The sequence below is a fragment of the Dyadobacter sp. HNCC25DJ187 genome, from assembly GCF_056895255.1.
In genome coordinates, this window is the sequence record NZ_JBXHAT010000003.1 from 458,291 (window position 1) to 483,328 (window position 25,038).

General features: G+C 40.5%; 33 protein-coding genes. 28 read left to right on the forward strand and 5 right to left on the reverse strand.

Annotated features, from left to right (window positions below):
• Positions 1-9 precede the first annotated feature (9 nt).
• The 23 genes from rpsN (at position 10) to AC1XUE_RS23265 (ending at position 16,016) form a co-directional block, all read left to right on the forward strand.
• The gene (gene rpsN / locus AC1XUE_RS23155) at positions 10-279 is read left to right on the forward strand and encodes a 30S ribosomal protein S14 (protein ID WP_115830826.1); all 270 of its coding nucleotides are present in this window, start codon (positions 10-12) and stop codon (positions 277-279) included.
• Positions 280-356: 77 nt separating this feature from the next.
• The gene (rpsH, locus tag AC1XUE_RS23160; RefSeq protein WP_138480894.1) at positions 357-755 is read left to right on the forward strand and encodes a 30S ribosomal protein S8; all 399 of its coding nucleotides are present in this window, start codon (positions 357-359) and stop codon (positions 753-755) included.
• A 21-nt stretch (positions 756-776) separates the two neighbouring features.
• Positions 777-1,334, forward strand: a complete 558-nt coding sequence (rplF, locus tag AC1XUE_RS23165; RefSeq protein WP_483358378.1) for a 50S ribosomal protein L6 — start codon at positions 777-779, stop codon at positions 1,332-1,334.
• Between the two features lie 45 nt (positions 1,335-1,379).
• Positions 1,380-1,733 carry a 50S ribosomal protein L18 gene (gene rplR, locus AC1XUE_RS23170; protein WP_483358379.1) on the forward strand — a complete coding sequence of 118 codons (354 nt, stop codon included), beginning with the start codon at positions 1,380-1,382 and terminating at the stop codon, positions 1,731-1,733.
• A gap of 14 nt (positions 1,734-1,747) precedes the next feature.
• Positions 1,748-2,263, forward strand: a complete 516-nt coding sequence (gene rpsE, locus AC1XUE_RS23175; protein WP_483358380.1) for a 30S ribosomal protein S5 — start codon at positions 1,748-1,750, stop codon at positions 2,261-2,263.
• Between the two features lie 32 nt (positions 2,264-2,295).
• A complete protein-coding gene (gene rpmD, locus AC1XUE_RS23180) occupies positions 2,296-2,475 on the forward strand; it encodes a 50S ribosomal protein L30 (protein WP_115830835.1) in 180 nt (59 codons plus the stop codon).
• A 14-nt stretch (positions 2,476-2,489) separates the two neighbouring features.
• Positions 2,490-2,936 carry a 50S ribosomal protein L15 gene (gene rplO, locus AC1XUE_RS23185; RefSeq protein WP_483358381.1) on the forward strand — a complete coding sequence of 149 codons (447 nt, stop codon included), beginning with the start codon at positions 2,490-2,492 and terminating at the stop codon, positions 2,934-2,936.
• A gap of 58 nt (positions 2,937-2,994) precedes the next feature.
• A complete protein-coding gene (secY, locus tag AC1XUE_RS23190; RefSeq protein WP_483358382.1) occupies positions 2,995-4,308 on the forward strand; it encodes a preprotein translocase subunit SecY in 1,314 nt (437 codons plus the stop codon).
• Positions 4,309-4,317: 9 nt separating this feature from the next.
• Complete coding sequence (gene map, locus AC1XUE_RS23195) at positions 4,318-5,112, forward strand: type I methionyl aminopeptidase (protein ID WP_483358383.1); 795 nt, start codon at positions 4,318-4,320, stop codon at positions 5,110-5,112.
• 15 nt (positions 5,113-5,127) lie between these two features.
• Positions 5,128-5,346 (forward strand): translation initiation factor IF-1, encoded by a 219-nt coding sequence (gene infA, locus AC1XUE_RS23200; RefSeq protein ID WP_015813810.1) that lies wholly within the window; start codon positions 5,128-5,130, stop codon positions 5,344-5,346.
• 44 nt (positions 5,347-5,390) lie between these two features.
• Positions 5,391-5,507 carry a type B 50S ribosomal protein L36 gene (ykgO, locus tag AC1XUE_RS23205; RefSeq protein WP_115830842.1) on the forward strand — a complete coding sequence of 39 codons (117 nt, stop codon included), beginning with the start codon at positions 5,391-5,393 and terminating at the stop codon, positions 5,505-5,507.
• Positions 5,508-5,511: 4 nt separating this feature from the next.
• Complete coding sequence (gene rpsM / locus AC1XUE_RS23210; RefSeq protein WP_115830844.1) at positions 5,512-5,889, forward strand: 30S ribosomal protein S13; 378 nt, start codon at positions 5,512-5,514, stop codon at positions 5,887-5,889.
• Positions 5,890-5,930: 41 nt separating this feature from the next.
• Positions 5,931-6,326 carry a 30S ribosomal protein S11 gene (gene rpsK / locus AC1XUE_RS23215; protein WP_233825108.1) on the forward strand — a complete coding sequence of 132 codons (396 nt, stop codon included), beginning with the start codon at positions 5,931-5,933 and terminating at the stop codon, positions 6,324-6,326.
• A gap of 76 nt (positions 6,327-6,402) precedes the next feature.
• The gene (gene rpsD / locus AC1XUE_RS23220) at positions 6,403-7,008 is read left to right on the forward strand and encodes a 30S ribosomal protein S4 (protein ID WP_483358384.1); all 606 of its coding nucleotides are present in this window, start codon (positions 6,403-6,405) and stop codon (positions 7,006-7,008) included.
• Positions 7,009-7,145: 137 nt separating this feature from the next.
• A complete protein-coding gene (locus AC1XUE_RS23225) occupies positions 7,146-8,135 on the forward strand; it encodes a DNA-directed RNA polymerase subunit alpha (RefSeq protein ID WP_115830849.1) in 990 nt (329 codons plus the stop codon).
• Between the two features lie 73 nt (positions 8,136-8,208).
• Entirely contained in the window at positions 8,209-8,769 is a 561-nt protein-coding gene (gene rplQ / locus AC1XUE_RS23230) for a 50S ribosomal protein L17 (protein ID WP_483358385.1), read from the forward strand.
• 178 nt (positions 8,770-8,947) lie between these two features.
• Positions 8,948-10,051 carry a glutamine-hydrolyzing carbamoyl-phosphate synthase small subunit gene (gene carA / locus AC1XUE_RS23235; protein WP_483358386.1) on the forward strand — a complete coding sequence of 368 codons (1,104 nt, stop codon included), beginning with the start codon at positions 8,948-8,950 and terminating at the stop codon, positions 10,049-10,051.
• Between the two features lie 229 nt (positions 10,052-10,280).
• Positions 10,281-11,552, forward strand: coding sequence for a phosphopyruvate hydratase (eno, locus tag AC1XUE_RS23240; RefSeq protein ID WP_483358387.1), 1,272 nt, complete (start codon positions 10,281-10,283; stop codon positions 11,550-11,552).
• Positions 11,553-11,596: 44 nt separating this feature from the next.
• A complete protein-coding gene (locus AC1XUE_RS23245) occupies positions 11,597-11,911 on the forward strand; it encodes an FtsB family cell division protein (protein WP_483358388.1) in 315 nt (104 codons plus the stop codon).
• 65 nt (positions 11,912-11,976) lie between these two features.
• Positions 11,977-12,474 (forward strand): low molecular weight protein-tyrosine-phosphatase, encoded by a 498-nt coding sequence (locus AC1XUE_RS23250; RefSeq protein WP_483358389.1) that lies wholly within the window; start codon positions 11,977-11,979, stop codon positions 12,472-12,474.
• Positions 12,475-12,541: 67 nt separating this feature from the next.
• On the forward strand, positions 12,542-14,074 hold the full coding sequence (gene gpmI / locus AC1XUE_RS23255; protein WP_483358390.1) for a 2,3-bisphosphoglycerate-independent phosphoglycerate mutase: 1,533 nt from the start codon (positions 12,542-12,544) through the stop codon (positions 14,072-14,074).
• A gap of 144 nt (positions 14,075-14,218) precedes the next feature.
• Entirely contained in the window at positions 14,219-14,749 is a 531-nt protein-coding gene (locus AC1XUE_RS23260) for a hypothetical protein (protein ID WP_483358391.1), read from the forward strand.
• A 313-nt stretch (positions 14,750-15,062) separates the two neighbouring features.
• Complete coding sequence (locus AC1XUE_RS23265; RefSeq protein ID WP_483358392.1) at positions 15,063-16,016, forward strand: hypothetical protein; 954 nt, start codon at positions 15,063-15,065, stop codon at positions 16,014-16,016.
• 68 nt (positions 16,017-16,084) lie between these two features.
• Here the strand turns inward: AC1XUE_RS23265 and AC1XUE_RS23270 are convergent, their stop codons facing one another.
• The 4 genes from AC1XUE_RS23270 to AC1XUE_RS23285 form a co-directional block, all read right to left on the reverse strand.
• A complete protein-coding gene (locus AC1XUE_RS23270) occupies positions 16,085-16,975 on the reverse strand; it encodes a polyphosphate kinase 2 family protein (protein ID WP_483358393.1) in 891 nt (296 codons plus the stop codon).
• A gap of 33 nt (positions 16,976-17,008) precedes the next feature.
• A complete protein-coding gene (locus tag AC1XUE_RS23275) occupies positions 17,009-17,584 on the reverse strand; it encodes a non-canonical purine NTP diphosphatase (RefSeq protein WP_483358394.1) in 576 nt (191 codons plus the stop codon).
• Between the two features lie 88 nt (positions 17,585-17,672).
• Positions 17,673-18,563, reverse strand: coding sequence for an FKBP-type peptidyl-prolyl cis-trans isomerase (locus AC1XUE_RS23280; RefSeq protein ID WP_483358395.1), 891 nt, complete (start codon positions 18,561-18,563; stop codon positions 17,673-17,675).
• Positions 18,564-18,615: 52 nt separating this feature from the next.
• On the reverse strand, positions 18,616-19,650 hold the full coding sequence (locus tag AC1XUE_RS23285; protein WP_483358396.1) for a DHH family phosphoesterase: 1,035 nt from the start codon (positions 19,648-19,650) through the stop codon (positions 18,616-18,618).
• Positions 19,651-19,851: 201 nt separating this feature from the next.
• Between AC1XUE_RS23285 and AC1XUE_RS23290 the strand changes: the two genes are divergently transcribed.
• Positions 19,852-20,271 carry a nucleoside-diphosphate kinase gene (locus AC1XUE_RS23290; protein WP_483358397.1) on the forward strand — a complete coding sequence of 140 codons (420 nt, stop codon included), beginning with the start codon at positions 19,852-19,854 and terminating at the stop codon, positions 20,269-20,271.
• Positions 20,272-20,342: 71 nt separating this feature from the next.
• On the opposite strand, the gene AC1XUE_RS23295 is transcribed toward AC1XUE_RS23290, so the two are convergent.
• Positions 20,343-20,855: a fasciclin domain-containing protein gene (locus AC1XUE_RS23295; protein ID WP_483358398.1), complete on the reverse strand. Its 513-nt coding sequence runs from the start codon at positions 20,853-20,855 to the stop codon at positions 20,343-20,345.
• Between the two features lie 97 nt (positions 20,856-20,952).
• On the opposite strand from AC1XUE_RS23295, the gene AC1XUE_RS23300 reads away from it, so the two are divergent.
• The 4 genes from AC1XUE_RS23300 to AC1XUE_RS23315 all read left to right on the forward strand — a co-directional run bounded on the left by AC1XUE_RS23300 (position 20,953) and on the right by AC1XUE_RS23315 (position 25,034).
• Positions 20,953-21,588, forward strand: a complete 636-nt coding sequence (locus AC1XUE_RS23300; RefSeq protein ID WP_483358399.1) for a 3-keto-disaccharide hydrolase — start codon at positions 20,953-20,955, stop codon at positions 21,586-21,588.
• A 165-nt stretch (positions 21,589-21,753) separates the two neighbouring features.
• Positions 21,754-23,190: a histidine kinase gene (locus tag AC1XUE_RS23305; protein WP_483358400.1), complete on the forward strand. Its 1,437-nt coding sequence runs from the start codon at positions 21,754-21,756 to the stop codon at positions 23,188-23,190.
• Positions 23,191-23,198: 8 nt separating this feature from the next.
• Positions 23,199-23,975: a LytR/AlgR family response regulator transcription factor gene (locus AC1XUE_RS23310; protein WP_483358428.1), complete on the forward strand. Its 777-nt coding sequence runs from the start codon at positions 23,199-23,201 to the stop codon at positions 23,973-23,975.
• A 306-nt stretch (positions 23,976-24,281) separates the two neighbouring features.
• Positions 24,282-25,034 carry an isoprenyl transferase gene (locus tag AC1XUE_RS23315; RefSeq protein WP_483358401.1) on the forward strand — a complete coding sequence of 251 codons (753 nt, stop codon included), beginning with the start codon at positions 24,282-24,284 and terminating at the stop codon, positions 25,032-25,034.
• Positions 25,035-25,038 lie beyond the last annotated feature (4 nt).

Sequence of the window (25,038 nt, forward strand, 5' to 3'; positions counted from 1 at the left end):
TTTACCGAAATGGCAAAAGAATCAGTAAAAGCACGGGAAAGAAAGAAACAAGCACTGGTAGCGCGTTATGCTGAAAAGCGTAAGGCACTTAAAGCAGCTGAGGATTGGGTAGGTCTTGATAAATTACCACGCAACTCATCACCTGTACGTCTGCACAATCGTTGCAAAATTACAGGAAGACCAAGAGGTTACATGCGGAAATTTGGTATTTCAAGAGTATTGTTCAGGGATATGGCCTCTGATGGTAAAATTCCAGGCGTTACAAAATCAAGTTGGTAAGAATACTTTCAATTCTGATTTCAATTACTTAACTTTGCACTCCCGTTTGAAAGGGGTGTACAAAACCAGGCATAAAAATGTTAACGGATCCAATAGCAGATTATCTAACCAGACTCAGAAACGCGATTAAAGCGAAACACAGAGTCGTAGAGATACCTGCATCCAACATAAAAAAAGAAATAACTAAAGTACTTTTTGATAAAGGGTACATTCAGAGTTATAAATTTGACGAAATCGGGCCTCAGGGAACAATCAAGATAGCCTTGAAATACAATCCTGTGACAAAACAATCTGCAATTGTGAAATTGGAGAGAGTAAGTAAGCCTGGACTGCGTAAATATTCAGGTTCATCAACACTGCCACGTGTATTGGGTGGATTGGGTACTGTAATTATCTCAACTTCTAAAGGAGTGATGACAGATAAGGAAGCCAAAACATTGAATGTGGGTGGAGAGGTGTTATGTTTCGTGTATTAATATTTTAAAGTTATTCAGGAAATGTCACGTATAGGAAATAAAATTATTGTTTTACCAGCTGGTGTGTCTGTCTCTGTTGCAGATGATAACCTGGTTTCGGTAAAAGGCCCGAAAGGAACACTTCTTCAGGCTGTCGACAGCGACATCACGGTTGAAGTGGAAGGAAACGAATTGAAAGTTACACGCCCAACTGAGCAGAAGCGTCACAAAGCATTACATGGTTTGTATCGCTCGCTGATCAACAATATGGTTATAGGTGTGGATGCCGGATATAAGAAGGAATTAGAAATTATCGGGGTAGGTTACAAAGCGACTGCAGCAAATAACGTGTTGGAATTGCAATTGGGCTACTCACATAATATCTTCATGGCGATCCCGACGGAGATCAAAGTGACAACGACTTCTGAAAAAGGACAGAATCCTAAAGTGATTCTGGAAGGAATTGATAAAGAACTGATCGGTTCTGTAGCTGCAAAGATTAAGTCGTTGCGTAAGGTTGAGCCTTACAAAGGCAAGGGTATCCGCTTTGTTGGTGAGATCGTTCGTCGTAAAGCTGGTAAGTCTGCTTCTAAAAAGTAGTGCGTAGCCACATAATAATGTTAAACTGTTAGAATAAGATTGAAAATGGCTAACGCAAAAGTAGATAGAAGACAACGACTTAAATATCACATTCGTAAGAAAGTGAAAGGTAGTGCAGAACGGCCTAGATTATCAGTGTTTCGTTCGAACACCAGCATTTATGCTCAGATTATAGATGACTTGAGAGGTGTAACACTTGTTAGTGCATCGTCCGTAGACTTGGGAGGCAGAAAAGAAAACTCTAATATAGAGATCGCTTCACAAGTTGGTAAAAAAATCGCTGAGAAGGCACAAGAAGCAGGTATTCAGGCGGTTGTGTTTGACCGTAACGGGTATTTGTACCACGGTAAAGTTAAAGCATTGGCCGAAGGAGCTCGTGAGGGTGGCCTGAAATTCTAAGAATAACAAAGACTATGTCTACAAATACAAGACCTTCAAAGGTTAACGAATCGGACCTGAAAGAACGCGTAGTTGCAATCAACAGGGTAGCAAAAGTAGTAAAAGGTGGTCGTCGCTTTAGCTTTTCGGCCATTGTTGTAGTAGGAGATGGTAATGGTACAGTAGGTCACGGACTTGGTAAAGCCAACGAGGTAACCGATGCTATTGCTAAGGGTATTGATGATGCTAAAAAGAACCTGATCCAGGTTCCTATGCTGAAGCATACTGTTCCTCACGAAATGGAAGGTAAGTTTAGCGGTGGATTCGTATTGATCAAGCCGGCAGCTCCTGGAACAGGTGTACTCGCAGGTGGTCCAATGCGCGCAGTTTTAGAAAGTGCTGGTATCAAAGACGTTTTGGCTAAGTCTAAAGGTTCTTCGAACCCACACAACGTAATCAAAGCGACAATTGATGCGCTTCTGAAAATGAGAGCTCCTCACCAGGTTGCTTTCCAGCGTGGAGTTAAACTGGATAAAGTATTTAACGGATAATCCTTCGGGATTATCCCTATCTGAAAGTAATCATGTCAAAAGTACGTATTACACAAGTTAAGAGTGCAATCGACCGCCCTGAGAAACAAAAGCTAACGATTAAAGCGTTAGGTTTGGGTAAATTGAACAGAACGGTTGAAAAGGAGAACAGCGACGCTATTGCAGGTATGATCCGCAAAGTGAGCCATTTGGTTAAAGTTGAGGAAATTTAATATATACTACTAGTATGAATCTTAGTTCATTAAAACCGGCTGCTGGTTCCATTAAAGTTGGAAAGCGAGTTGGACGTGGTCAGGGATCCGGTAAAGGTGGAACTGCCGCACGTGGACACAAAGGAGCTCAGTCTCGCTCAGGGTATAGCCGTAAATTAGGTTTTGAAGGTGGGCAGATGCCACTTCAAAGACGTTTGCCTAAGTTCGGTTTCAATAACATCAATCGTGTTGAATATAAGGCTTTGAATCTGGATGCTATCCAGGCACTTGCTGAAAAAACAAGCGCGACTGTTATTACGCTGGATTTGATCCGTGAAAACGGTCTTTGTGCAAAAAAGGATCTTGTTAAAATCCTTAACCGTGGCGAAATTAAAAGCGCTGTGGAAGTACAAGCCAACGGATTCTCTGCATCCGCTATCGAGTCTATCGAAAAGGCTGGTGGTAAAGCAGTAAAATTATAACTTTGTTGTTAGGTATAGCTGGAAATTTATTATCGGATAGCTATTGTAAGCCCATAAAATGAAACGATTTTTTGAGACGATAAAGCATATATTTTCAATTGAGGAGTTGAGAACACGTATTCTCAACACTCTTTTGTTTATAACAATATTCCGTTTAGGGTCTTATGTAGCTTTGCCTGGCGTTGAACCTGATCAGATGAATGTATCGACACAAGGTCTCCTTGGGTTGTTGGATACATTTTTAGGAGGAGCTTTTAGTAAGGCCTCCATTTTTGCGTTAGGTATCATGCCCTATATCTCGGCATCTATTGCAATACAGCTGTTGACTATGGCTTTGCCATATTTCCAGAAGATGCAAAAAGAGGGGGAGTCAGGACGTAAGAAGTTAAACCAGATTACCAGGGTGTTGACAATTATAGTTACGCTGGTACAAGGTACAGCTTATCTAAATACCACTGTGCCGGATGAGGCGCTTTTGGTTTCGAGAAGTATGTTTTCAATATCGTCCGTATTCGTTCTGACTGCCGGTACAATGTTCTGTATGTGGTTAGGTGAACGTATTACTGACAAAGGTATAGGAAATGGTATTTCAATGCTGATCATGATTGGTATTGTGTCTCGTTTTCCTGGTGCAATCTACAAGGAGTTCGTAAACAGAGGTAGCGGTGGGATCTTATTATTTGTACTTGAAATTGTAGCACTCTATTTTGTTATCATGGGCGCTGTGATGTTAACTCAGGCTGTAAGAAGGATACCTATTCAGTATGCAAAGCAGGTAGTAGGTAATAAGGTGATGGGTGGTCAACGTCAGTATCTTCCATTAAAACTGAATGCAGCTGGTGTAATGCCGATTATCTTTGCTCAGGCATTGATGTTTATACCATCTTTGGGTGCGTCTTATTTCGCAGAGAAGAGTGATTTTGCAAGTGATGTAGCGACGATTTTTGCTAACTACACAACTTGGCAGTACAATCTGTTGTTTGCATTTTTAATTATTGTCTTTACTTTCTTCTACACAGCCATTTCAGTAAATCCGCAACAGATTGCAGATGATATGAAAAGAGGTGGAGGATTTATACCAGGTGTGAAACCAGGACAGCAAACGTCTGAGTATATCAGCTCCATTTTGGATAGGATTACGTTCCCGGGATCACTAATGCTTGCTCTTGTTGCGATTTTGCCAGCTTTTGCAAGTCTTTTAGGGATTTCAACAGATTTTGCTCACTTCTTTGGGGGAACATCCCTACTGATCATGGTAGGTGTTGTTTTGGATACATTGCAGCAGGTTGAAAGCTACTTGTTGATGCGCCGATACGAAGGGCTTATGAAGTCCGGACGTGTGAAGGGCAGGACAGAAAGCGTTGCCATCTGATATTAGAGAATGATATATCTGAAGACGGAAGAGGAGATAATCCTTATAAAAAATAGTGCTCAGGTTTTGGGTAAGGCACACGCGGAAGTGGCTCAATGGGTTAAACCGGGTGTGGCAACAAAAAAGCTGGACGCAGTGGCGGAAGAATTTATAAGAGACAATGGAGGAATTCCTTCCTTCAAAGGCTTTAACAATTTTCCCGCCTCTCTGTGTATATCAGTAAATGAAGTTGTAGTACATGGCTTTCCAAGTAACTACATCCTGAAAGACGGAGATATCGTATCCATTGATTGCGGAGTTAAGTTAGAGGGCTTTCATAGTGATAGCGCTTACACTTATCCAATTGGAGAGGTATCAAAGGAAGTGATGGATTTGCTGATTGCTACAAAGCGTTCTTTATATAAAGGGATTGAGCAGGCAGTTGACGGATTGAGAATGGGAGATCTGGGTTTTGCTATTCAGAGCTACGTAGAGGATAGAGGTTATACTGTTGTGAGAGAACTGGTAGGACATGGAGTTGGCAGAAATCTGCATGAAAGTCCTGAAGTACCCAATTACGGTAAAAAGGGTAAAGGCATTCGTTTGAAAGAGGGAATGGTTTTGGCAATTGAACCGATGATAAACCTGGGAATGAAGTCAGTAGTACAGGAGCGTGATGGATGGACCATCCGCACTACCGATAGGAAGTATTCGGCGCACTTTGAACATACAATTGTGGTTCGTAAAGGAAAAGCTGAAATCCTGACCACTTTCGATTATATAGAAAAAGTGACTGCCAATACCAGCTTAATGGTTGAGGCCTAGTAATAAAAGCTAATAATGGCAAAACAAGCATCAATCGAACAAGACGGTGTAATCTTAGAAGCACTATCAAACGCAATGTTTCGTGTAGTATTGGAAAATAAACACGAAGTAATTGCGCACATTTCTGGGAAAATGAGAATGCACTATATTAAGATATTACCGGGTGACCGTGTTAAGTTGGAAATGTCTCCTTACGACTTATCAAAGGCAAGAATTACGTACCGGTATAAATAGTAGGAGAAGATCACCTAAATATTAACAAATAAGTAACATTCGAGATGAAAGTCAAAGCATCAGTAAAGAAACGCAGTGAGGACTGCAAAGTTATACGCCGCAAGGGGAAGATCTATGTAATCAACAAGAAAAACCCACGGTATAAACAAAGACAAGGTTAATCATATGGCACGTATTTCAGGAGTTGATATTCCCGACCGTAAAAGAGGCGAGATTTCACTAACTTACATCTTCGGAATTGGACGCAGTTCAGCGAAAAAAATTCTGGATAAAGCAGGAGTTGACATCAATAAAAAGGTGATCGACTGGAACGATGAAGAGTCAGGTGCAGTTCGTGCGGTTATCGCAGGTGAATATAAAGTAGAAGGCGCATTAAAGTCTGAAGTTCAATTGAGCATCAAACGTCTTATGGACATTGCTTGTTATCGTGGTCTTCGTCATCGTAAAGGATTGCCGTTGCGTGGACAGAGAACAAAGAATAACTCTCGTACTCGTAAGGGTAAACGCAAAACAATCGCGAACAAGAAAAAGGCTACTAAATAACTAATGGGAATGGGTTTAGGCCCGTAACTATTTCATGAGCAATGGCACAAAATAAAAGAAAAGATAAAGCAAAGAAGAGAGTTGTAGTTGTAGAAGCGGTAGGTCAGGTACATATCAAAGCTTCTTTCAACAACATCATTATCTCTATCACAAATAACAACGGACAAGTTATTTCTTGGGGATCGGCCGGTAAAATGGGTTTCCGTGGATCTAAGAAAAATACACCGTATGCTGCGCAGACAGCAGCTCAGAGTGCAGCACAAGTTGCATTTGACCTGGGAATGCGTAAAGCAGAAGTTTTTGTAAAGGGACCAGGATCAGGACGCGAGTCTGCGATCCGTACGATCCAAAATGCAGGAATCGAGGTAACAACGATTCGTGATATTACTCCGCTTCCGCACAACGGATGCCGCCCTCCAAAGCGCCGTAGAGTATAGTTTGAATGCCCATTCGTAATTTGGACACTGGGGTTACTGAATGGTTTATCTAATTTTAATTAATAAATAGTTTTTAATGGCACGTTACACAGGTCCCAAAACCAAGATTGCAAGACGTTACGGAGAACCCATCATGGGTCCAAGCAAAGCGCTTGCTAAGAAGAATTACCCTCCCGGAGTACACGGAAAGGGCCGCCGCTCTAAGAAATCAGAGTATGCTTTGCAATTGATGGAGAAGCAGAAGGTGAAATTTATCTACGGTATTCTTGAAAGACAATTCCGTAATCTATTCGAAAAAGCATCTATTAAAGACGGTATCACTGGTGAGAACCTTCTTAAGTTCTGCGAAGCTCGTTTGGATAATACTGTATACCGTTTAGGTATTGCGCCAACAAGACGTGCTGCACGTCAGTTGGTATCTCATAAGCACATCCTTGTGGATGGTGAAGTAGTTAACATTCCTTCATTGTCACTACGTCCTGGTCAGGTTATATCGGTTAGAGAGAAATCAAAATCTCTTGAAGCAGTTACAGATAGCTTGGCTGGCCACAGCGCAAAAGGATTCAACTGGCTTGAATGGGATGGACAGCAATTAGCAGGTAAGTTTGTAACTTTCCCGGACCGCGATTTAATACCGGAAAACATCAACGAGCAACTTATCGTTGAATTGTATTCTAAATAATAAATTACAATACTTCATTGCAAGCACGTCGCGGTTCATACCGGGGCGTGCTTATTGCCGGAAACGGCGTTTTGCGATCGCAAAGGTAACGGTAGCGTGATCAACTATCATTTACTACTATAAAAGGAGCAACGACTATGTCAATATTAGCTTTCCAAATGCCTGATAAGGTCGTCATGGAAAAAGCAGACGACTTCCATGGGTTGTTTGAGTTTAAGCCTCTAGAGAAAGGATACGGCGTAACAATTGGTAATGCGTTACGTAGAATACTCCTTTCATCTTTGGAAGGTTATGCCATCACGAGTGTGAAAGTACCGGGTGTACTTCATGAATTTTCTTCTATCGAAGGTATAGTTGAGGATGTAACAGAAATCATCCTGAACCTGAAAACGGTTCGTTTTAAAAAGGTTACGGATTTGAATGAAAGCAGAATCGTTGTGAACCTTAAAAATGTATCGGTTGTTACAGCCGGTGACATTGGTAAGTTCACAAGTGCGTTCGAAGTGCTTAACCCAGATCAAGTAATTTGTCATATTGATGATAACAAAGAGTTCGAAATGGAACTTTTGTTAGATAAAGGAAGAGGATATGTTCCTGCTGACGAACCAAGAGCCAATGAATTGCCTTTCGGTTATATAGCAGTGGATTCTATCTATACCCCAATAAAAAACGTTAAATACAGCGTTGAAAACACAAGGGTAGAACAGCGTACGGATTACGAACGTTTGTTGATCGATATTCAGACTGACGGGTCTATTCACCCTGAGGATGCTTTGAAAGGAGCTGCTAATATTTTGATTCAACACTTCATGCTATTCTCCGACCAGACGATGACGTTTGAGAAGCAAAAAGCTGAAGAAGATAACCAGGTTGATGAGGAAATGTTGAGAATGAGAAAACTTCTCAAAACTTCACTATCTGAACTTGATTTGTCAGTTCGTGCTTACAACTGTCTTAAATCAGCAGATGTTAAATCACTTGGAGATTTAGTAAGACTTGAAATTTCGGATATGATGAAATTCCGTAATTTTGGTAAAAAGTCACTTACTGAGTTGGAACAGCTTGTTGCTGACAAACAACTCACATTTGGAATGGATGTAGCCAAATATCGTTTGGACGAAGAATAATTTAAGTATTCCATCATAAGTATGTATTCTGTAGCGCGTTTGACGCAGCTCGAAGCAACTAAACAAAACAAAAATGAGACACGGTAAAAAAGATAATCACTTAGGAAGAACGGCATCTCACCGTAAAGCTATGTTGTCCAATATGGCTTCTTCTTTGATTATTCACAAGAGAATCGAAACTACTTTAGCGAAAGCGAAAGAGCTTAGAAAGTATGTTGAGCCTTTGTTGACTCGCGCGAAGGAAGATTCTACCCACAACAGACGTATTGTTTTTTCTTATCTTAATGATAAAGAATCGACAAAAGAACTTTTCGGAACAGTTTCTGATAAAATTGCAAGTCGTCCAGGCGGATATACACGCATCATTAAATTGGGAACAAGACTTGGAGATGCTGCGGAAGTAGCACTTGTTGAACTTGTGGACTTTAACGATGCACTTCTTCTTGCAAACGCTGATAAACCAGCTAAGACACGTCGTAGCCGTCGTGGTGGTAAGAAAGAAGGTGCTGCATCTGTAGCGGCTGCTGAAGAAAGTCCCAAGGAGGACTTCACATTGGTAGCTGAGGATGAACAGCCTGAAACACCTAAGACAGAATCAGCTGAGCCAACTAAAGAAGAAAAATCTGAAGAATAAGATGATTTGTCTCTGGATATAATATTAAAGGGGTTAAACGTTTTTCGTTTAACCCCTTTTTTTGAGCAATATTCATTAATTTTGCGGTGCTTATTTACAGGTTACCGGGAAGTAAAGATCTAAATTGATTTGCAGATCAAGTAAAGGATAAAATAGTAAAAAACGATTTTAATCATATATGAATCAAAAAAAGGAAGCTCTGTTGTTGCTGGAAGATGGAACAGCTTACAGAGGATTAGCTTTGGGGATAGACGGAACTACCGGAGGAGAGATATGTTTCAATACTGGAATGACGGGTTATCAGGAGATTTATACAGATCCTTCATACTATGGACAGATTATTGTCAACACCACTTCACACATTGGTAACTACGGTGTGCAGTTGGTAGATGAAGAAGAGTCGGCTTCCGTAAAAATCAGAGGGATGGTGTGTAATACTTTCTCGAATATCTATTCAAGAAGTACTGCTGATTTTTCTTTGCAGGAGTACTTTGAGAAGGCAAACATAGTGGGCATCAGCAACGTGGATACGCGACATCTTGTACGCCACGTGAGAGAGAAGGGGGTGATGAATGCAATCATTTCATCTCAGATTCTGGATGAGGAGGAATTAATGAAGGAACTCAAAAAGATTCCTTCTATGGATGGGTTGGAGTTGTCATCCGAAGTTACTACCCAGAAACCTTACTTTGTGGGCGATGAGGCCAATAGTCAATGGAAGGTTGCTGTCATGGATTACGGTATCAAAAAGAGTATTCTTACAAACCTCACATCAAGAGGTTGCTATTGCAAGGTTTTCCCGGCAAAAACAACTTTTGAAGAAGTGATGGAATGGCAGCCGGATGGTTTCTTTATTTCAAACGGCCCTGGTGATCCTGCTTCCATGACTTATGCGGTTGATAATGTAAATAAAATGGTGTTAACTGGTAAACCACTTTTTGGAATTTGCCTGGGACATCAGCTTCTGGCACTATCAAGCGGTATTAATACTTACAAAATGCACCATGGTCATCGTGGACTTAATCACCCGGTTAAGAACCTTATTTCCGGTATGTGCGAAATTACTTCTCAGAATCATGGCTTTGCAGTGAAACAGGAAGAGATAGAAAGCCATCCTGATGTTGAGGTGACGCATGTCAATCTGAACGATAAAACGATTGAAGGTATCCGACGTAAAGATTATCCTGCATTCTCGGTGCAGTATCACCCGGAAGCGTCTCCAGGTCCTCATGACTCAAGATATTTGTTTGATCAGTTTGCTAATATGCTTTCAGACAATTAAGATTGGAACCTCCGCAAGGAGGTTTTTTTTATGAGCGGTCCTTCAAGTTGCCGGGATACCTTTGCTTGTTTCAGGAGAGGTTGAAATACAACGTGTCCGTTAAGATTACAACGGATTACATGGCACTTTAAATTTGTGTTAAAATGAATTGTCGTTTATGGATGCCAATTTTTTTGTGTTATTTTGTACCGTTAACATAATACATTATTAATCAAAACCCAAGCTGCAAATGAGTACGATTCAGTCAGTACATGCAAGACAAATTCTTGATTCAAGAGGAAACCCAACAGTTGAAGTAGATATTCGTACAGAGAATGGTTATTTAGGCCGCGCGGCTGTTCCATCAGGAGCATCTACCGGTAAACATGAGGCCGTTGAACTTCGCGATGAAGATAAAGGTGTGTATGTTGGTAAAGGGGTTTTGAAAGCCGTTGAAAACGTAAATGATATTATTTTCCCTGAATTGATAGGCTGTTCTGTATTTGAGCAAAATCTGATCGACAAGATTATGCTTGAATTGGATGGTACGCCTAACAAGAGCAAACTGGGAGCAAACGCGATCCTTGGTGTTTCTCTGGCTGCAGCAAAAGCGGCTGCTCAAGAGGCTAATCTTCCATTGTATCGTTACATAGGTGGAGTAAATGCAAACACATTGCCGGTTCCGATGATGAATATTCTTAATGGTGGTAGCCATGCGGATAACTCAATCGATTTCCAGGAGTTCATGATTTTGCCTGCAAAAGCAGATACTTTCTCTGAGTCTTTGAGAATGGGTGTTGAGGTTTTCCATACACTTAAAACTGTATTGAAAAGCAAAGGTTATTCAACCAACGTAGGTGACGAAGGTGGTTTTGCTCCAAACATCAAATCAAATGAAGAAGCGATCGAAATCGTTATTCAGGCGATTGAAAAAGCAGGTTACAAACCAGGCGAAGACATCTTTATCGCTATGGATGCTGCTGTTTCTGAATTCTACGAAAACGGACTATACCATTTCAAAAAATCAGACGGACGTAAATTGTCTTCTGACGAAATGGCTGACTACTGGACTCAGTGGGTTGCTAAATATCCGATCATTTCTATCGAAGATGGTATGGACGAAGATGACTGGTCGGGTTGGAAGACACTTACTGAATCTGTCGGTAAAAAATGTCAGCTTGTAGGAGATGATTTGTTCGTAACTAACGTTACTCGTCTTCAGCAGGGAATCGAATCTCAGATCGCTAACGCCGTATTGGTGAAAGTAAACCAGATCGGTTCGTTAACTGAAACAATCGATACTGTAAATCTTGCTAAGAGAAATAGTTACAAAACGATTATGTCTCACCGTTCAGGAGAAACTGAGGATTCAACAATCGCTGATTTGGCTGTTGCATTGAATACTGGCCAGATCAAAACGGGTTCAGCTTCTCGTTCTGACCGTATGGCTAAATACAATCAATTGCTTCGTATTGAAGAGGAATTGGGTGAAAGCGCATACTTCCCAGGATTGAAATTCTAATAAAATAAAAACCGGAACTCAGGTTCCGGTTTTTTCCTTTGAATATGTCAGATCTGAAAAACCACTGGTTACTGAAGCCATTTCGTAATTTTTATACCGCCACATTATTTGCATGGCTGGTATGGGTCGTGGGTCTTGATAATAATAATATCAGGGTTGTTTTTTCACATAGAATAAAAATGAATGCACTGGAAAAAGAAAAAAGTGCATTGAATGAAAAAATAAAACTGGTAAATAAAGAGCGGGATGAAGTATTGGGTAACCCAAGGATGCTTGAGAAATGGGCCAGGGAAACTTACCTGATGAGACGTCCTAAGGAAGAAGTTTACGTGATTGTAGACGAAAATAATAAGCCGTAATAGTAAAGAGTAATTCTTTTGGGAATGCATACTTTGACCATAGTCGGCTAAGACTGTCATTTGCTTTGATTAAAGTACTTTTTGTTTGTTTGGGCAATATATGCCGCTCACCTGTCGCCGAAGGGGTCTTTAAGAATCTAATCACAAAAAATGGACTGGATCATGTCATTACTTGTGATTCGGCAGGTACTGCAGCTTATCATACCGGAAGTCTGCCAGACAAACGGATGAGAAGGACTGCACTTGAAAGAGGAATAACACTGACACATACTGCACGTCAGCTCTCTTATGAAGATTTTTCTAGCTTCGATTATATCATGGCCATGGATGAATCTAATTTTTCAAATATTCGTGAACAAAGTTTTCGGACTAATGGATTTTATCTGCCGGAGGACAAATTATATCTGTACCGGCTTTTTGATCCTCAAAGACAGGAGTCGGTTATTGTTCCTGATCCCTATTATGACGAAGATTCTGCCTTCTCAGATGTATATAATATTGTAGAGAGAAGCGGAGAGAAATTTCTGGAATATTTGAAAGAAAAACATAATCTGTCTGTATAATCAACAGTTAGTGAGCGATAGTGTGTTTTCATTATACAAGAATCTGAATACTTAAACTTTATATATTTTGAGCAAGAAAGTAATTCTTATCATCATGGATGGTTGGGGAATCGCTAAAATTGGCGAAGAAAACCGTTCTGCTGTTATCGCTGCAAATACCCCTTTCTACGATAGTATCTTACAGAAGTATCCACATAGTAAACTTGCTGCAAGTGGTTTGGCTGTAGGTTTGCCAGATGGGCAGATGGGTAATTCGGAGGTGGGGCATACGAACCTCGGAGCAGGTCGTGTTGTATACCAGGATCTGGTTAAAATTAACCTGGCTGTCAGTGAAGGTACTTTGGGAAAAGAAAAGGCACTGGTTGATGCGCTGGACTATGCGAAGCTGAATAATAAAAAAGTACACTTTATCGGTCTGGTTTCAGACGGTGGTGTACACTCTCATATAGATCACCTGAAAGGATTATGCAAAATCGCTGCAGACAAAGGGCTCGATCAGGTTTACGTTCATGCATTTACTGACGGTCGCGACTGTGATCCTAAAAGTGGTTTGGGTTTCCTGACAGAGCTTACCGAAACCATGGCATTGACCACCGGTAGGATTGCTAGTGTAACCGGCCGCTATTATGCGATGGACAGAGATAAGCGCTGGGAGCGAGTAAAGCTGGCCTATGATGCCATGGTTTATGGAGAAGGAAAACACGTTCTGCCAAGCCAGGTACTCAATGCAGTCGAAGCTTCTTATCAGGAAGGAATTACAGATGAGTTCATTACTCCTATCATTTCTGTTGATGAAAACGGAACTCCTATAGCGCTTATTCAAGACGGAGATGTTGTTTTGTGCTTTAACTTCCGTACGGACCGTGGACGTGAAATTACCGAAGTACTTACACAGCAGGACTTTCATGAGCAGAACATGCACAAGCTTAACTTGCGCTATATCACCATGACCAATTATGATGATACCTACAAAGGTGTTGATGTCATATTTGACAAGGATAACCTGAACAATACGTTGGGTGAAGTGCTTGAAGCAGCAGGAAAAAAACAGATCCGTATCGCGGAAACTGAAAAGTATCCTCATGTAACCTTCTTTTTTTCAGGAGGAAGGGAGCAGCCGTTCGTGGGTGAGAGCCGGTTATTATGCCCATCACCAAAAGTTGCTACATATGATCTTCAGCCAGAGATGTCCGCATTTGGCATTCGTGATTCAATCGTTCCTGAACTTGAAAAAGGGGAGGTCGATTTTGTTTGTCTGAATTTTGCAAATCCGGATATGGTTGGTCATACAGGTGTGTTTGAGGCAGCAATTAAAGCCTGTGAAACAGTTGATCAGTGCGTTGAAGCTGTAGTTACAACCGGATTAAAATATGGCTACTCCTCGATTATTATTGCTGATCATGGCAATTCTGATTATATGGCCAATGACGATGGATCGCCTAATACAGCACACTCATTAAATCTTGTCCCATGTATTTTGGTAGATAATAATTATGAGACGCCTATTCATGACGGTAAGCTGGCGGATATCGCACCTACAATTCTTGCGCTAATGGGTATAGCTAAGCCAGAGGAAATGACCGGTAACAGTATTTTATAGGCAAACACGCCCGATTATGTTAATTTTGTCAGAGAGCCCTTTCAGGCTCTCTGACTTTTTATAAGCCCGGTTTAAATCCGATTTTAGATATCTATGAAGTATGCCATAACGCACTGGAGCAATAGACTGGTTTTAATAATAACAATGGTGCTTCCTTTATTCCTGACATCGTGTAATAATGAAAGTATCCAAGAGACTGACGAAAAAGTATATTATGATCTGAAAGGATTTATAGATACCCAGATAACAGAACTTGATAGCCTGCGCCCACAGGTAAGAAAAAAAGTATCTATGGGTGATGAGCATCATGTGATAGAAACCAGGGATATCAACTGGGAAAAGGAACTCGGGCTCTTTGTACAGGGTGATATCAATAAGCCGGCATTTAAGCAAAGCTACAGTGTATCACGTCGCGATTCTTCAACCTATGTATATGTATCCAAAGAGGGTGAAAGATTACCTGTTCGCGAGTTAAAAATAGTACTAGATAAAACCGGTGAACTGGAGACAGTCGAAGCTTATATTAGGTCTGAGAATAAGCTGTATGTTTCAGAAAAGAGGATATCACTTCAAGTAGCAGATAACCGAATCCAAAATTATAGTATAACAGGTTTTCAGCAATTGGTTATGATGGATAGAAAGCCATTTTCTGTCAGTGCTACTATATCAAACTGATAATTTGTACTATTCGACGCTGTTCACTTATACCATAAGTTGGGTAAAGATTACCCAAAATTTTAGTGAAGGATTGTCTGAATGTCATAGTGTTTTGATTTAAACAATAAATTATAAAAAAGCCACTGGTGTTATTCCGGAGGCTTTTTTGGTATTATTTATATATCTGTTTGATACTATACTACATCAGGAGTTATCCTCTCCGGCACAAAATTGTTCGTTTTATACCTGAAGTTCAATCAAATGCCTGTTGACAATGTAGCGGTTGTCAGTTATGTAAAACTAAATCAAACTATCAAAAACGTTTAAATCAATGCAACAACAAGAACAGAAGAACAAGCAAAGCATAGCCTGGGCGATGGTAGTTGTCCTAGGGTTAGCAACGGCCATGTTTGGCTACCTGTTTACCTCTCAAAAAAGCGAACTTACGCAACAGGAGAGTTTAGTAGTAGAAAAGGCCAGAGAGTTGGCACTCACAAAAACAAGATTGGATTCAATCTCCACAGTTCTTGATGCGAAGATCGCTGAAATTGAAAAATTAGGTGGAGATGTGAGTGAACTGACTAAGGTTAAAGAGCAGCTTGAAAAAGACAAACTTGCCTTTAGCAGAAGTAAAAAAGTGGAGACTGGTAAATATCTTGCTAAAATTAAGGAGTACGAAAAATTCCTGGTAGAGAAAGATGAAGTTATCGCTCAACTAAGACTGGAAAATGAGCACTTGGTTGCATCAAATGATTCCCTGAGTACACATGTAGGTTCGCTTACAAGCGAGAGAGAAAGATTGGTGCAACGTCAGGCAGAATTATCAGACTCGGTAACTACTTTCACCGCAGCTAACAGAGAGCTTTCTGAAAAAGTAAGTCAGGCTGCTTCATTGAAAGCGGCGAATCTTAAAGTGCTTACTGTGAATTCGAGAGGAAAAGTAAAAGACAAAAATGAGTACAAAGCTAAACGTGTAGATAAGTTGAAACTTACTTTCAATCTACCTGAAAACCAGCTTACAGCTCTTGAACCAAAAGATATTTATGTTAGAGTTCTGGATCCTGAAGGAGCTGTAGTTGCTGATGATGCTACTGGTTCAGGTGAATTTGAGATCAACGGAGCACCATCTAAGTTCACAGCACGTGAATCAATTGCTTACCAGAACAATAATCAAAAAGTTGAAATGCTATATGACAATGCATCTCAGTTCCGTCCTGGTAAATACAACGTGGAACTTTACGCTGAAGGATACAAAATCGGGAATACTAATTTCACGATCAAGTAAGTAAAACTCAACGATAATCACACCATACATACTGCAGAGCGGCCGCTATCATTGCGGCCGCTCTTGTTTTATTTGGTATTCTGAGTTTTGATAATATCGATAAATCCACGCAATTCCGCGGCTCTTTCTTCCCCAGATGCAGGATAAGACATATCCATTTTACTCAATTCTTCTTCTATAATCTTTCCGACGATAAGTCTCATGTTCTTTTTGTCGTCCGCTGGTACTACAAACCATGGCGCTTTTTTCGAAGCAGTAGCGTTAATGCAACTCTCATACGCATCCATATATTTATCCCATTGCTCTCTCACTTTTACATCCTGCTCTTCAAATTTCCAGTTTTTTGATGGGTCTTCAATCCTGTCAATTAATCTTTCCGCCTGTTCTTCTTTGGATACATTAAGAAAGAACTTAATGACCCGAATACCATTTCTGAATAGATACTTTTCCAGTTTTTTAATATCAGCATATCGATTTTTAAATACCTTATCCAGATCTTCAGTCAGTTCCAACGGAATTCTCTGAGTATTGGTGAGAATGGAAGAATCCACCTTTACTACCAATACCTCTTCATAATAGCTGCGGTTAAAAATGGTAATTGTGCCTCGCTCAGGCAAAACCTTATTTGTTCTCCAAAGAAAGTCATGACCCAGTTCAGTATCTGTCGGCCGTTTAAAAGAATGTATCTTAACACCTACCGGATTGACCCCTGAAAGTACATGTTTAATTGTACCATCTTTTCCTGCTGCATCCATGGCTTGGAAAATGACCAGCAGACCATATCGGTTGTGTGCATACATCATCGTCTGTAGCGCGTCGAGATCATTCGCAGATTCCGCCAGCATCGTCTCATATTCTTGCTTGTCATCGTAAATATCCTTCGAGCGCGTTTTTGCTTTCTTAATCTCAAATTTTTGAGTTCCGTCAATACGATAGTGGTCTGAATTAAAACTTGACATGGTGTTTCGATAGGTTTAGATGAAACAGAATAATCAATTATCCTGTAAAAATTCCGTTAATTTTTTAAAAGCCAGGGCACGATGGCTTAGCTGGCCTTTCTCAGTCATTGTCATTTCGGCAAAGGTTTTATCATGACCATCAGGAACGAAAATCGGATCATAGCCAAATCCTTGATCGCCTTTTTTTTCATGTATGATTTTTCCGGATACAATACCTTCAAATTGTCGGTAATCGCCATTAATGACTAATGTAATTACAGTCTTAAACTGAGCGTTACGATTGCTTGCCCCGGTCAGGTTATCCAGCAGTAGATTCATATTGTCATCTGCATTACGCTGTGGACCTGCGTATCGTGCTGAATATACACCCGGCTGGCCTGATAGCGCCTGCACTTCCAGACCAGTGTCGTCAGAGAAACAATTGATACGGTAATTTTCCCAGATATATGCGGCCTTCTGGGCTGAGTTTTCGGCTATTGTTTCCTTGGTCTCAGGAATGTCATCCGTACATCCTATTTCTTCCAGCGTAACGATCGAGAACTGCTCTCCAAGCATAGCCTGCACTTCTTTCAATTTATTAATATTATTCGTAGCGAAACAAAGCTTCATAGGTAGTTTGAATTTATGAAGGTGCATTTTACAAAAAAAACGACTACCCTTGTGGAGTAGCCGCTCTTTTTGTAAAAGTGACAGGGGACTATCTTGTTGGAGTAGCAGCAGCCGGAGCTTGCCCTTTTGTTACGTCCAATAGTTCCATATCAAATTTCAATACAGAATTTGCCGGTATCGGACCTGTTGCTTCCTGTCCGTAGGCCAATCCTGATGGAATGATTAAAATTCCTTTTGAACCCTTTTTCATCAACATTAACCCTTCTTCCCATCCTGGAATAACCATTCCGGCACCAAGTGTAAGTTGAAGAGGCTCTCTTCCTTTTGAAGAATCAAATTCTTTTTCGGTCAGCAGTTTTCCAGTGTAGTGTGCTTTTACATTGTCACCGGCAACAGGGTTAGCACCTGTTCCTTCTACTTCTGGAATATAAACCAGGCCGGAAGCTGTTTTTTGAGCTTTGGCTTTCAGATTATTTTTAACGAGATATTCCTCTATAACCTTGGCGTCAACTTCTTTCTGTTTTGAACCAGATTCTGCCTGCTCTTTCTGGAATTCTTCTGTTGTAAGTACGCTGATTACTTTTACAGTGAAACTTAGCTCCGATCCTTTTTTGATCATAGGAGGAAGAGGTTGCATCATCTTAGCAAAAAGTGTATCCGCACTGATCATGAACTTAGCGCTATCACCTGTTGCAAGCATAGTCAAACCTTCTTCAAAACTTCCTTTAAACGGAGGAGCCTGAAGTACCATTTTGATAGGTGTTCCTTGTTCGTATGTATTACGAAGCGTGGAATCTGCACCATTTTTCAACACGAGGTGAAATGACATGATGTCTCCAAGCTTTGCTTTTCTTGCTTTATCATCATGTTCAAACATCTGATATTTAAGCCCGGTTTCTGTAACCTGTGTGCGATGTTGGTTGCAAGCCGCTCCCAGGATAGCTATGCCCACTGCATAACCGATAGTTCTAAGATTCATTGGATAGTTCTAAATTAAAAAATATGTAGTTGAATATTATAAATGTTATGAGTTAGTCTACACTTAATAAGGAGTCTTTGTAAGAAGGTAAAACCGCTAGAAACTTATCAACAGTTTCTTTTACAGAGGAATCTGATCTTCCTCCTGATGCATTTTTGTGTCCACCACCGCTAAAATGACTACTGGCCAGATCACGTACAGAAAAATCTCCTACCGACCGGAATGATATCTTTATTTCACCTTTCCTTTCAATAAATAGGGCAGACATCACTACATTTTCAACCTGAAGACCATAGTTGACAATACCCTCAGTTTCGCCGGCACTGGAATGGAAACGGATCAGTTCTGCATCTGTCAGCACCATATATGCCGTTCTGAATTCGGGAATGACGATCAGCTTTTGCGACAGTACATAACCCAGGAATTGTAGTCTGGATAGCGGAGCATTGTCATAAATGAGTCGGTGAACTCTGGCGGTATCAAATCCTGTAAGCATCAGATCTGCTACTGCAAGGTGTACTTCGGGTGTTACATTGGCATGGCGAAAAGAGCCAGTGTCGGTCATAATGCCGGCATAAAGACATTCTGCCATAGGTATGTCAATCAGATCGGTTACTGAGCGGTCCGGCTCAAGTTGCCTGATCACGGAATATACAAGCTGCGCCGTTGCAGCCGCGTTCGTATCCCATACCATCCATTTCGCAAAGTGCTCAGGCTCCAGATGATGGTCAATCATCAATTTATCGGCTTTAGCCTCCTGAACGACTTTACCCAAGTCTTTTAATCGTGAAAGAACCGAGAAGTCCAGGCAGCAGATGAGCGAAGCCTGATCTATCCGTGTTTTGCAAACACGCTGATCTCCCGCTTTTTCGTAAATCAATACATCCGTTATACCGGGTAGCCAGCTCAAATTGGCAGCATACTCTGTAGGACTGATTACAGTCACTTCATGTCCTCTCTTTTTTAGATAACTTGCCCAGCCAAGAGATGACCCCAGTGCATCTGCATCCGGATCCCTATGCATCGTTATAACGATATTCTGAGGAGATGAAAAAAAGGAACCTAACTCTTCAATGACTTGACTCACAGTATTTTGGTTGGGAAAGAAGCTTCTGTCTTTTTAGATTAAGCCACAAAATTAACAAAACTGTTGGGATTTGTTCAATCTTGATTACTAAAGGCTTAATCTCTTTACATAGTTTATAGAAGGTTAAAGGTTAAGCTGAGGAACAGGCATGGTTATAATCGAAAAATAGTATGTTTGTAATAAATCAATTCTGATAAGAGTATGCCAACGAATAAAACATTCACAATGATTAAACCGGATGCCGTAGCCGACGGGCATTCAGGAGCAATAATTAAAATGATTGAAGAGGCGGGCTTCCGTATTGTAGCATTGAAAAAAACGCAGCTAAGTGCTGAGCGTGCAGGACAATTTTATGCCGTGCATGCTGAACGTCCGTTTTATAATGGCTTATGTGCATACATGTCTTCAGGTGCAATTATTCCCATGATACTGGAAAAAGAAAATGCAGTTGCAGATTTTCGTACGCTGATAGGAGCTACAAACCCTGAGAATGCGGATGAAGGTACAATCAGAAAGCTGTTTGCCAAATCAATAGAATCCAATGCAATCCATGGATCTGATTCTGATGAAAATGCGCAAATTGAAGGTAGTTTCTTTTTCGGAAATGTTGAACAGTTCTGAATCAGTTAGCTAACCATAAAAAAATGGCCGTAGAGTTTGCTCTACGGCCATTTTTTTATGGTTATATCTATTTATTTCTTCGTCAGAACACCATTGATCACCTGAAGAATACCGTTGTCTGTATTGACATTTTTCTGGACGATTGTCGCATTTTTATTTATTACGATGGTAGAGTCAGCATCTTTTACCAGATCAATTTCCTGCTTGTTAAGCATCCCATATTTCTTGGTCCTCAGTTCTGTCGTTGTAAGCCTTTCCTGCAGAATGTGATATTTAAGGAAAGACATCACCGAATCTTTCTTCCATGAAAGTACTTGGCTTGCTGTCAGATTAGCGGTTTGGAATGCGTTATTGTTAGGTGCAAAAAAAGTAAAATTCTCGGTGCGGAATGCGTCTGCTGCATCGGCGCCATTTACAATTTCGTTGAGTATACTGAACTGATCATTTTCTGCCAGAATATCAGTAACAGTTTTCGGTTTCACAAGATCCTTGCTATTCTCTTCACAGGAAGCGAGGCCTGCTGTGAATAAGACAGAAAACAAAAAAAGTGCCTTACCCCGGCCTGTGAAATGGTATTTTTTCATAGCTTTCGCTTGGTTAATTTTTTTTCGTAAAACTAACGTAAAATATAGTTCGACGGATTTAATTCTTACTTTTTTTAATCCTAATCCTTTATTCAAAATGTTAAATCTAAAACGCCTGCTGGTATTTTGTATTGCAGTCTTATTGCTGAATTCTGCCTTTTTAGGGTTACGCGGCCCGGATTTGTCTCCGAAGGCCAAGCCGGTAAAGTTGTTCAATGGTAAGGATCTCACCGGATGGAAAATCAACGGAACCGAAAAATGGTATGTTGAGAAAGGAGAACTGATTTGCGAAAGCGGACCTGACAAACAATACGGTTATCTTACAACAGATAAGTTTTACAAGAATTTTGATCTTTCGTTAAAATTCAAGCAGGAAGCGAATGGAAACAGCGGGGTATTTTTCAGATCTACTGTAGATGGAACGAAGGTTTCCGGCTGGCAGGTAGAAGTGGCGCCTCCTAATCATGATACAGGCGGGGTATACGAATCTTACGGAAGAGGCTGGCTGGTACAGATCCCTGAAGAAAAAGAAGGTTTTTTAAAGATGGGAGAATGGAATACACTACGTATAAAAGTGGTGGGAGATAAAGTTCAAACCTGGCTTAACGGGAATGCCATGGTAGATTTCTCTGATGCGAAAATTGGTGCTGCCAATGGATCTATTGCGTTACAGATTCATGATGGGGGTGGTATCAAAGTTCGGTGGAAAGACATTGCTATTGAGGAATTATAGAGCGAATTTTATTTATTCCTGATAAATCAAGGTTGATTCTGTAAAAAATCAGGTTCATCGGGAATCGCCATGATAGAAGCTTCATGCTTATTAGGTTTGTAACTGAGTTACAAGTCCGATTATGCATGAAGTTTTTTATTTGAGTAGAACACTGTCAGATTTAACATGAGGTACAAAAATACAACAGCTGAAAAAGATAGGAAATCGAAGATCGCATCAACATCTTTTGACGGCCGGGATTTTAGCAACATGGATCTTGAAAATGCTGACTTCAGTTTCTCAAGTATAAAAGAATCCAATTTTGACGGAGCCAATCTGAAAGGAGCCAGAATTCGGTTTTCCACATTGCACAAAACAACATTTCGTAATGCGGACCTAAGAAATGCAGATCTTAGTTTCAGTACGTTATCGGATGTAGATCTGACAGGAGCCAGAGTAGAGGGGGCGAATTTTAGCTTTACAGCTCAGGAGACTTCATTTGACCGTAAGAGTTTCAGTATGATCGGATTGATACAAAGTCAGGGTTGGATCGGAACGTTGGTGGCAGTATTGCTTGGCGCCGTAATCCTGTATGGGATTAATGCCATTATGTTCTTTACGGCAGAAATTTATTTTACAACAGAGCCGATCAGAGGCAAACTTTATCAGTATTTGGTATTGCAAAACGTGATATCAGGATCGGTAGCCGTACTGGTTGCAAAGTTTCTGGCCAACTGGCTGGATCGAATTCGCAAAGAACCTGTTCGATATCTGTTGCTTTCGATTGTAATGTTCTTTGTAAACAGTATAGTAAGTACTGCAGTTTATTTCTCATTCGGTGTGGCAGTGGTCAAACGTTTTGGAGAACTTTATCCCGACGAAGCTTCCAAAAATGCGCCGGGATATTGGTACATGATAGCACCTATCATCGTTGTCAATGTATTTTATTACTTCAGTAGCCAGGGGAAGCAGATATCACGAAAAATATATGATCAGGAATATCAGTTACTTAATCTGGAAAAACTGAAGACGCGTGCAGAGCTGGATGCACTACAGGCCAGAATCAATCCTCATTTTTTGTACAATGCGTTGAACAGTATTGCGAGCCTGGTTCATGAAAACCCTGATAAAGCAGAGGAAATGACATTACTGTTATCCAAACTTTTCAGATATACGACAGGTAGAAAAACCGATGAATATTATGATACCATCAGAAGTGAACTGGAAATGGTTCAAACTTATCTGCTGGTTGAAAAAGTGAGGTTTGAAGACAGACTCCAATTTAGTGTAGAGGTTTCGGATCCTTTTTTAAACGACTTATATGTACCTAAATTCATTCTTCAACCCATTGTTGAGAATGCAATTAAGCATGGCATCGCGAAACTGGCTGTTATGGGGACGATCAACGTAAAGATATATGAAAAGACAGATTGGCTTGTATTATGTGTTCATGACAATGGCCCTGCCTTTTCTGAAGAAATGGGCATCGGATATGGGATACGTAGTATACAGGAAAAGCTGAAACTCCTGTATGGTCAGGATGGTAAAATAGAGCTGCTCAACGAACCATATAAGTCAGTCACTATATCAATCAAAAAAACGGCGATGATTAAACATCAATAGACATGGCTATGCAATTTCCTCTTAATACCATACTTATAGACGACGAGCCACTCGCTCTCAGTAGATTGAGAAGGCTACTTATGAAATATCCTGATACCTTTAAAATTATCTCTGAAGCACAGAACGGTGTGGAAGGTCTTGTTCAAATCAATCAGTTGCAACCAGACCTGATATTTCTTGATATAGAAATGCCTCTTCTGAATGGTTTTGAAATGTTGTCAAAATTGAGCCGGATGCCCATGGTTGTGTTTTCAACAGCATTTGACCAATATGCCGTGAGAGCTTTTGAAGAGAAATCAGTGGATTATCTACTCAAACCGGTTGAAGACGATAGGTTGCAAAAAACGATCGAGAAGCTTCGTAGTAGAACTGATGAAAGCCGAGAGAGCGGGCCGAATCCTTACACAGAAAATTTGCTCAGACTGCTGGAAGAAATGAAGCCTAAGAAAGAGATATTCTCACTTTCTGTGAAATCGGGTGACCGGATTCTGCTGATCCAACTTACAGAGATAACGCATTTTGAAGCGGAAGAGAAGTATGTTTTTTTAAATACATTGGATGGTCAGAAATATCTTCTCAATTATACACTCACCTCGTTGGAAGAAAAACTTCCGGACCATTTTCTAAGAATAAGTCGTGGAGGAATTGTAAATTCACATCACATCAAAGAAATCAGAAAGCATTTTAACGGCAAGTTTACCATTATGATGAGAGATCGCAAGTCGTCTCAACTGTCAAGTGGAAGTACCTACGGTGATGTTATACGCCATCTCACTGATAATTAATTGAATTCGGATATTTTTCCTTGCTGCCCTAATAGATTTTGAAGAGGCCGTACTTATTCCTAAATTGCGCCCCTGTTAAAATAAATAATTAATTTTTGCATTTAATTGGTTGATTTTCAAGTGTTTGCTTGGTGTTTATTGATTGTGGGCTTTAGCTTTTTTTCTAAGTTCGACACATATTCAATCATATCAGCGTATCAGTGACTAACTGATTGTTAAAAAACACTATGAAACAGACTGTAATTTATTTCAGCATAGTTTAGGGTTCAATTGTTTTGTTAAAAAAGGTTAAAGAGTTCAGAAACAATGAAGGAACTCATTGATGCAGGCAATCTGCCAAAGCATATCGCCGTTATCATGGACGGTAATGGGAGATGGGCTCAAAATCAGGGAGCAGCACGTATTTTCGGACATCGTAATGCCATTAAAGCAGTTAGGGAAGTAACAGAGGGATGCGCCGAGTTAGGTGTTGGCTATCTGACATTGTATGCTTTCTCTACAGAAAACTGGGGAAGACCCGAGTTTGAAGTACGCGCATTAATGGAGCTATTGGTGCAGTCTATTGCAAACGAGCTTCCAACAATGATGAAAAACAATGTCAAGCTAGACACAATAGGAGATATAAAAAGCTTGCCAGGAAGTTGCCAGAGACAATTGACTGAAGCCTCAGATGCTACAAAAAATAATACTGGTCTGAATCTGATACTTGCGCTGGGCTACAGCGGGAAATGGGATTTAACTCAAGCTGCGAAAAAATTGGCAACAGAAGTACAGAACGGAACCCTGAAGCCTGAAGAAATTAACGAAAAAACGTTAGCTGACCAGCTGTCAACGGGATCAAGACCTGACGTGGACCTGATGCTGAGAACCGGAGGTGACCACCGTATCAGTAACTTTTTACTATGGCAGCTTGCTTACGCAGAGTTGTATTTTTATGAGAATCTTTTTTGGCCTGATTTCAGGCGTGCAAATCTATACGAAGCCATTTTATCCTTCCAGGGAAAAGAAAGACGTTTCGGTAAGACAGGAGAACAAATCAAAGCGAATAGTGCTAAGTAATAAT